Below are 7,379 nucleotides of genomic sequence, written 5' to 3'. Positions count from 1 at the left end.
GTAAAATAAAGATTAGAGTTTTGCATTTTTACCTCCTTGGTGGAATTTTTGCTATTACAATTTTAACTGCCACCAAGGAGTTTTTTTAGATGTTTTATTTATATTTGAATTTCTCACCCAAAGTATACTTCTAATTAAATTAGTTAATAACTTATTAATACAAAAAAATATCGTTTCATCTTTAGAAGGGAGCGTAATTCTATTCTTATTAAGTGCTATTGCAGTGCTTCTGATAGAAATAGTTATATATGTTTACATTAGAAGAATAAAAATTAAAATCACTTATAAGGAGGGTTAATTATGAAAGCTTTTAAATATATAATTATGTGGATTTTTTTACTTATGATACAACCAGCTATAGCTTTAGAAGATTCTAATAATCTAAATGAAGAGATCGTTAAAAACTTTACATATCATTTAAAGTATTCAGAGCAAACAGTTACATTGAAGAATGGAAAATATGAAACTCCATTAAGACCTGGCAACAAAGAGGATATGGAAAATTATCTCAGTGTAAAGATAGAAAAATACGGCATATTTAAACCCAAATTCTTGCCACCATTTGCCATAGTTATACTTTCCGAAAATTTTGGTGGAAGTGGCGTGTTTTTTGAAATAACAGCTCTTGTAAAAGAAGATGATAAAATCGTTCAGACTAATTCAATTGAACTTGGTGATAGAGTTGTAATAAAAGATTTAAGATTTCAGCCAGGATTTGTTTATTTTCAGAGAGACTTCATATATTTATCACTTCTTACCCATAAAGGAACTGATCCCTCTTGTTGCCCAACCAAACAAGAAATACTTTGCTTTACCTTAGTAAGAGATGAAAATAAAGAAATGAAATTATTAACCTGCGAAGAAGCTGAAGAAAATTATCCTTTACCCGCTGTAAAAAAACCGGCTCTTTATCTTTATCCAAATAAAACTGAAAAAGTAGAAGTAATCTTGAAACCAAAAGGACAGATTACAAAAACTATTCCAGAATACAAAGATAAATGGTTAGTTATAGCTAATCCAAATGGGTTGATAGATAATAAATATCCGTATCTTTTCTACGAAGTAGCATTAGAAAATTCAATTGATTTACCAAAAGAAGGTTGGATAGTTAAAACCACAGATTTGGAAAAATGGTTTGATGTGAATCTTCCTAAATTAGGACTTAATGAAAAAGAAATAAAAGACTTTAAAGAGTATTGGCTTGGTGAACTAAAAGGATATCCTTATTATAAAATTAGATTACTAAGTGAAGAATTTTTAGATGAAAATATAGCAGTTAAAATAAACCCAAGACCAGATACTTTTATTAGAGTAATCTTTTATTTTGAAGGTACTTACGATAGTAAAGAAAAATTAATAGAACCTCAAATTAAAACACATATAAGAAAAGGATTTACCGCAGTAGAATGGGGAGGAATTTTAGGGACCTCAAATAAGTCTGATATAAAATCAGTAAAATATTCTTTTTTCCCAACAGAAGAAGGCATATTAGTTTTAAGTTCTTTAAACATTGAAGATCATAAAATCAAAATAAAAGTAAATACTAACGGTTGTACTGACAAAAACTCAATTAAAGCTGTTGTTAAAAAATCAACAAGAATAGATCCAAGAGTTCCAGATTATGAAATAACTTTTATAAGAGAAAAACCAGACAGTTGTAAAGCCTTTATTCCCGATGGAGCGGTTATTGAGTATGATTTAAAAAGAGATTTTAATATTCAAATGCCTTATACTTTAAAAATTGGAAATCCTGTAATGCCTTTTACTAAGGATGAGCCCTATTTTACAATAGGAAAAGTTGAAAGAACAATTCAAGAAGAACCAATTGAAGGAGAACTTCTTGGTACAATTCAAGAAATGATGACAGAGATAAGGCGAGATGTAAAAAATGCAACTATTTATGCTATACAGAAAGAAATAGAGAGGTATAAAAAGAGAGGAGAAAAAGAAAAGGTAAAAAAATTAGAAAATGAACTAAAAGAGATTAAGCAAATAAAAGATGAAGATTTTCAAATACCAGAAAACGCTCAAGAGTATGAACCTGAATCTAAAGATTTATCATTCGGTCCTATTTATCCCTGTAAAGCTATACAAACCGAAATTATTGCAGGTAAAAGAATTTCCATAGGAGATATTTTAAACGTTAAAGGTATGACAAGATCAGGACCTTTTTATCATATAGCAGGTATAAGGAAAGATGTATTGGAAAATATGAAAGCAGGAAAAATATATAAAGCAAATTTATGCTTAGTTTATAAAAGGGAATATTTTGGTTTTATACCTGATTATTATATATATTTAGCTGATGTGGAAGAATAGAAAGATTTTGGAGGTTAAATATGATTAAAGTATACAAAACTTTAATAGGAATTTTGATATTTTTGTATTTTTTACCTGTAAATGCATTAGAAAAACCAGAAGTTTTTCTACCAGAAGAAAATAGTAAAATGCTTTTAGATGAATTTTTTTCTTGGTAATTGCTCAAAATAATCCACCTATGCTATAATAAGTAGTAAGTAGTATAGGGGGTAAAAAGTGAATTTAGTAGAATTACTACAGATAGCATCATCAGAAGAAAAAGCAGAGGAATTTTTAAGAGAAAAAGGCGTTCTCAAAACATTTGATAGCTGTCCTTTCTGTAATGCTAAGAACATTGGTAAAATCAGAAGAAACTTCTACAAATGCTATAAATGTAAAAAAGAATGGAGTGTTAGAAAAGACAGTATCCTTGAGGATTTAAAAATTCCATTCTCTAAATTTATATTGGCTGTAAAACTATTCATCCTTGAAGTTCCAGTTAATAAAGCACATAAAGAGCTTGATTTGGCTTACAATACTACGCACAAGATCTACACAAAGCTTAGACAGTGTATATACAAATTTGTCTCAAAAGATAACCAGCTTCTATCAGGAGAAGTAGAAATGGATGAAAGCTATTTTGGAGGAAAACTGAGAGAAACCATAAAGAAAGTAAAGAGATGAAGTTTAATATATGCAGATAAATTCAAAAGTTATGATGGTCTTGTGATGTATGGATTTAAATAAAAGTGTAAAGTTTGCAAACGGCAAAGTGTATATAAATGGCATAGAAGGATTTTGGAGTTATGCAAAGGAGAGGCTACTAAAATTTCATGGTGTAAGTAAGGATAATTTTATCTAATATCTAAAAGAGCTTGAATTTAGGTATAACCTTAGGGATAATATTGATAATAGTTTATATAAATGTTTAGGTGGAATAAATTGATGGGTTACCAAAATAAAAAAATAATCAGTATAACAGTTTTTGCAAAATTCAAAATACTATAATAAATATCAGCTTTAAATCACCTACCCACTAAAGCCGTTCTAACATCACTTCTTTCTATTTACCTCTCTAAATCCTATATCCTTTCTATAAAAAGCTCCTTCAAAATGAATCTTTTCTATAGCTGAGTAAACTTTTTCCCTTGCTTTAAAGATGTCTTCACCTGTTGCCGTTACAGTTAAAACTCTTCCACCGTTTGTTATTATCTTTCCATCTACCTCTTCAGTTCCGGCATGGAATACAACTACATCTTGGTCTTTTTCTGCCTCTTCTATTCCTGTAATTACCTTTCCTTTTTCATAAGCATAAGGATAGCCCTTAGATGCCATTACAACGCCGATAGCATAGTCAGGATTCCATTTTGGTTTTACATTTTCAATATTTCCTTCAAGAATTTCTAAAATATGCTCAACTAAATCTGATTGTAATCTTCTCATTATTGGCTGAGTCTCCGGGTCTCCCATTCTAACGTTAAACTCTAAAACATTTATACCTTTTGGTCCTATCATAAGACCAGCATACAAAAAGCCACACATGCTTCTTCCTTCATTAATCATTGCTTTAAGGATTGGGTACATTATCCTTTCTTGGATCTCTTTTTCCATTTCTGGAGTTATAAGACTGCATGGAGAGTATGCACCCATGCCGCCGGTATTTGGTCCTTCGTCGTTATCATAAGCTCTTTTATGGTCTTGAGATGCTGGCATTGGAACAAGTTTATCATCTTTGACAAAGCATATATAAGATGCTTCTTCTCCTTCTAAAAACTCTTCAATCACAACTCTTTTACTTGCCGGTCCAAACTTTCCGGCAAACATATCTTTCACTGCCCGGACAGCTTCTTCTTCTGTTTTTGCTACAACTACACCTTTGCCGGCGGCAAGACCATCAGCTTTTATAACTATTGGTGCTCCTACTTCCTTTATAAACTTTATAGCATCTTCTTCTTTTTCAAAGCTTTCAAACTTTGCCGTAGGAATGTCGTACTTTTTCATTAAATTTTTAGCAAAAACTTTACTTGCCTCTAAAATTGCGGCTGATTTTTGATGTCCGAATATTTTTAATCCTTCTTCATTAAATCTATCAACAATGCCCTCGGATAATGGCTGTTCTGGTCCTACAACTGTCAAATCTATCTTATTTTCTTTTGCAAATCTAACAAGATTGTATATATCCGTTGGAGATATATTTACTCTTTTTGCTATTTTGCCTATACCGGCGTTCCCGCTTGCACAGTATACTTCTTTTACAAGGCTACTTTGTTTAATCTTCCAAACTAAAGCATGTTCTCTTCCACCATTTCCTACAACCAATACTTTCATAGCACTTCCTCTTCATATTTTGATATATGTTTATAGTCTTCTCTTTCTTTTATTACTTTAAAGTTAGGACCATCAACCAATACTTCTAACGCTCTTGGTCTTACGTTGTAGTTTGATGACATGCTGCTACCATAAGCTCCGGCAGTCATTATGGCTAATAAATCTCCTCTTTCTACTTTTCCAATTCTTCTATCGAGAGCTAAAAAATCTCCTGTCTCGCAAATTGGACCCACTATATCAGCTATCATCTCTTCATCTTTTTCTTGAACGTTTAAAACATGGTGATAAGCATTATACATAGCAGGTCTTACAAGGTCATTCATTCCAGAATCAACAATAACGAAATGTTTTTCTTGTTTATCTTTTAAAAAGATTACTTTCGTTATTAATGCTCCGGCTTCAGCAATCAAAGACCTTCCCGGCTCTATTATTAGCTTTAATCCGGTTTGTTTTACTACAGGAATTATTGCGTCTGCTAAATCTTTTGGAGTAGGCGGGTTGTCATCTGGATGATACTTAACTCCAAGACCACCGCCCATATCTATAAATTTTAATTCGATTCCTTCTTTTTTTAGTTTAAACACAAGGTCAACCACTTTTTCAGCAGCTTCTCTAAATACAGAAACGTCCATTATCTGAGAGCCTATATGACAATGAACGCCTACCACGTTCAAATTTTCAAGCTTCACAGCCTTTTTATAAGCATCTATTGCTTGGTCTATATCTATTCCAAATTTGCTTTTCTTTAGTCCTGTTGAAATGTAAGGATGGGTTTTTGGGTCTACATTAGGATTAACTCTTATAGACACATTGGCTTTTTTCCCCTGTTTGCCTGCAATTTCATTGATGACGTCAAGCTCCATAAAGCTTTCAACGTTAAAAGAAAGAATGTTTTCACTTATAGCATAACTAATTTCAAAGTCCGTTTTCCCAACCCCGGCATAAACTATCTTGTTTGAAGGAAATCCGGCTTTTTTTGCCTTATAAAGCTCTCCGCCGGATACAATGTCGGCACCAAGACCATTTTCTTCAAAAATTTTCAGTAGACTAAGATTAGAATTTGCTTTTAAAGCATAGCAGATTAACGTATCATAATCTTTAAACGCTTCTTTATACTGGTTAATTTTATCTAAAATTGCTTTTTTACTGTAAACAAAGAATGGAGTGCCAACCTTTGAAGCTAAATTTGCTATGCTAACCTCTTCACAGTAAAGTTTTTTTTCTATGTATCCGAAGTAATTATATACCTGATGCATTAATAAAGTTTTGCCTCCAAATAAAAATTGCAGTAGAATAGATAATCATAATTTTATAAATTTTTCAAGAAGGATAAGCATATATGGGCGTAGAAATAAAAGGGTTGACTGTACCAGCTTTGCTTATTAAATTAGACCCAAGTAAAAGCTTGCAAGAAAATATTGATGAACTTAAACATAAACTTTCTTCTGCTTTCTTTAAAGGGTCTTATGCTGTTGTTGATTATAACGGGTTAGAGCTAAACGAAGAATCAAAAGCTGAGATAGAAAAGGTTTTAAAAGATTTTAATGCATCAGTTTTAGGATTTCAAAATACAAAGAATAATAAAGAGAGTTTAAAAGGTGTTACTCAAAAAAAATCTTTAAAAATTATAAATAAAACACTAAGAAGCGGTCAAAAAATAGAGTATGATGGAGATGTTCTAATCCTTGGTGATGTTAACCCTGATGCTTATGTAGTTTCTTCCGGAAACGTTATCGTCATGGGTAATTTAAGAGGTGTAGTACATGCCGGAGCCAATGGAGATGAAACAGCCGTAGTTATGGCATTAAAACTTAGACCCCAACAAATAAGGATCTCTAATTATATTGCAAGGTCTCCTGATGAACCTTATGATGAAGCTAAAGAGTCAAATTCTCCAGAAATTGCATATATTGAAAATAATGCAATAGTTATAGATAAAATTAAGTAAAAGAGGTGTAAAAAATGGCAAGAGTCATAGTTATAACATCTGGAAAAGGTGGAGTAGGGAAGACCACCCTCACAGCCAATATATCCACTGCTTTAGCAATGATGGGAAAAAAAGTTTTAGCAATAGATGCAGACATAGGTCTTAGAAATTTAGACATGATTCTTGGTCTTGAAAATAGAATAATCTATGATATTGTTGACGTTGTTGAAGGAAGGGTTCCGCCGGAAAAAGCTTTTGTAAAAGATAAAAGAGGGCTATCTGTGTATCTACTGCCGGCATCACAGACAAAAGATAAAGATGCTGTAAAACCCAATCAAATGGTAGATATTGTAGAGAAGGTCAAACATAATTTTGATTATATATTCATAGACTCTCCGGCCGGAATTGAAGGTGGATTTAAAACCGCTGTTGCTCCTGCTGAAGAAGCTATTGTAGTAGTAAATCCGGAAGTATCATCTGTAAGAGATGCTGACAGAATAATCGGATTGCTTGAGTCTATGGAGAAAGAAAATATAAAATTGGTTATAAACAGAATTAGATTGTATCAAGTTAAGAAAGGCGAGATGTTGTCAGTTGAAGATATAGAAGAAATCTTACAAATACCAAAAATCGGTATCGTGCCGGATGAAGAAAAATTAGTAGATTTTACCAATAGAGGAGAGCCGATTGTTTTACATGAAGAATTTCCTGCAGCAAAAGCAATCATAAACATAGCAAGAAGATTAGAAGGTGAGGAAGTTCCGTTTACAGAGCTTGAAGAGAAGAAAGGATTTTTTGCTAAGCTTTTTGGAAAATAGAATTAGGA

The 7,379-nt window shown here is 32.1% G+C and carries 7 protein-coding genes and 1 pseudogene; 6 read left to right on the top strand and 2 right to left on the bottom strand.

Annotated features, from left to right (window positions below; genetic code table 11):
- Positions 1 to 300 precede the first annotated feature (300 nt).
- From Q0929_RS05000 to Q0929_RS04985, 4 genes and pseudogenes are all read left to right on the top strand, one after another.
- Entirely contained in the window at positions 301 to 2,319 is a 2,019-nt protein-coding gene (locus Q0929_RS05000; RefSeq protein WP_299238543.1) for a hypothetical protein, read from the top strand.
- 20 nt (positions 2,320 to 2,339) lie between these two features.
- Positions 2,340 to 2,477: a hypothetical protein gene (locus tag Q0929_RS04995; RefSeq protein ID WP_299238541.1), complete on the top strand. Its 138-nt coding sequence runs from the start codon at positions 2,340 to 2,342 to the stop codon at positions 2,475 to 2,477.
- A 58-nt stretch (positions 2,478 to 2,535) separates the two neighbouring features.
- Positions 2,536 to 2,982, top strand: coding sequence for a hypothetical protein (locus Q0929_RS04990; protein WP_299238539.1), 447 nt, complete (start codon positions 2,536 to 2,538; stop codon positions 2,980 to 2,982).
- Between the two features lie 15 nt (positions 2,983 to 2,997).
- A pseudogene (locus tag Q0929_RS04985) lies at positions 2,998 to 3,157 on the top strand (DDE transposase); the annotation flags it as partial.
- A 194-nt stretch (positions 3,158 to 3,351) separates the two neighbouring features.
- Here the strand turns inward: Q0929_RS04985 and purD are convergent.
- Positions 3,352 to 4,626: a phosphoribosylamine--glycine ligase gene (gene purD / locus Q0929_RS04980; RefSeq protein WP_299238537.1), complete on the bottom strand. Its 1,275-nt coding sequence runs from the start codon at positions 4,624 to 4,626 to the stop codon at positions 3,352 to 3,354.
- Positions 4,623 to 5,882, bottom strand: a complete 1,260-nt coding sequence (gene lysA, locus Q0929_RS04975) for a diaminopimelate decarboxylase (RefSeq protein WP_299238535.1) — start codon at positions 5,880 to 5,882, stop codon at positions 4,623 to 4,625. The genes purD and lysA overlap by 4 nt, the downstream gene beginning before the upstream one ends.
- An 83-nt stretch (positions 5,883 to 5,965) precedes the next feature.
- On the opposite strand from lysA, the gene minC reads away from it, so the two are divergent.
- On the top strand, positions 5,966 to 6,574 hold the full coding sequence (gene minC / locus Q0929_RS04970; protein ID WP_299238533.1) for a septum site-determining protein MinC: 609 nt from the start codon (positions 5,966 to 5,968) through the stop codon (positions 6,572 to 6,574).
- Positions 6,575 to 6,588: 14 nt separating this feature from the next.
- Positions 6,589 to 7,371 (top strand): septum site-determining protein MinD, encoded by a 783-nt coding sequence (gene minD / locus Q0929_RS04965; RefSeq protein WP_299238531.1) that lies wholly within the window; start codon positions 6,589 to 6,591, stop codon positions 7,369 to 7,371.
- Positions 7,372 to 7,379: the final 8 nt, after the last annotated feature.

Origin of the sequence: Sulfurihydrogenibium sp., assembly GCF_028276765.1 — a bacterium.
Classification (GTDB): Bacteria; Aquificota; Aquificia; order Aquificales; family Hydrogenothermaceae; genus Sulfurihydrogenibium.
Note: the sequence above shows the minus strand (reverse complement) of the source record. Positions and strands in the feature narration are given on the sequence as shown.

Coding starts and splice junctions, on each gene's coding strand:
- Q0929_RS05000 (WP_299238543.1), top strand. CDS start 301: ATGAAAGCTTTTAAATATATAATTATGTGGATTTTTTTACTTATGATA.
- Q0929_RS04995 (WP_299238541.1), top strand. CDS start 2,340: ATGATTAAAGTATACAAAACTTTAATAGGAATTTTGATATTTTTGTAT.
- purD (WP_299238537.1), bottom strand. CDS start 4,626: ATGAAAGTATTGGTTGTAGGAAATGGTGGAAGAGAACATGCTTTAGTT.
- lysA (WP_299238535.1), bottom strand. CDS start 5,882: ATGCATCAGGTATATAATTACTTCGGATACATAGAAAAAAAACTTTAC.
- minC (WP_299238533.1), top strand. CDS start 5,966: ATGGGCGTAGAAATAAAAGGGTTGACTGTACCAGCTTTGCTTATTAAA.
- minD (WP_299238531.1), top strand. CDS start 6,589: ATGGCAAGAGTCATAGTTATAACATCTGGAAAAGGTGGAGTAGGGAAG.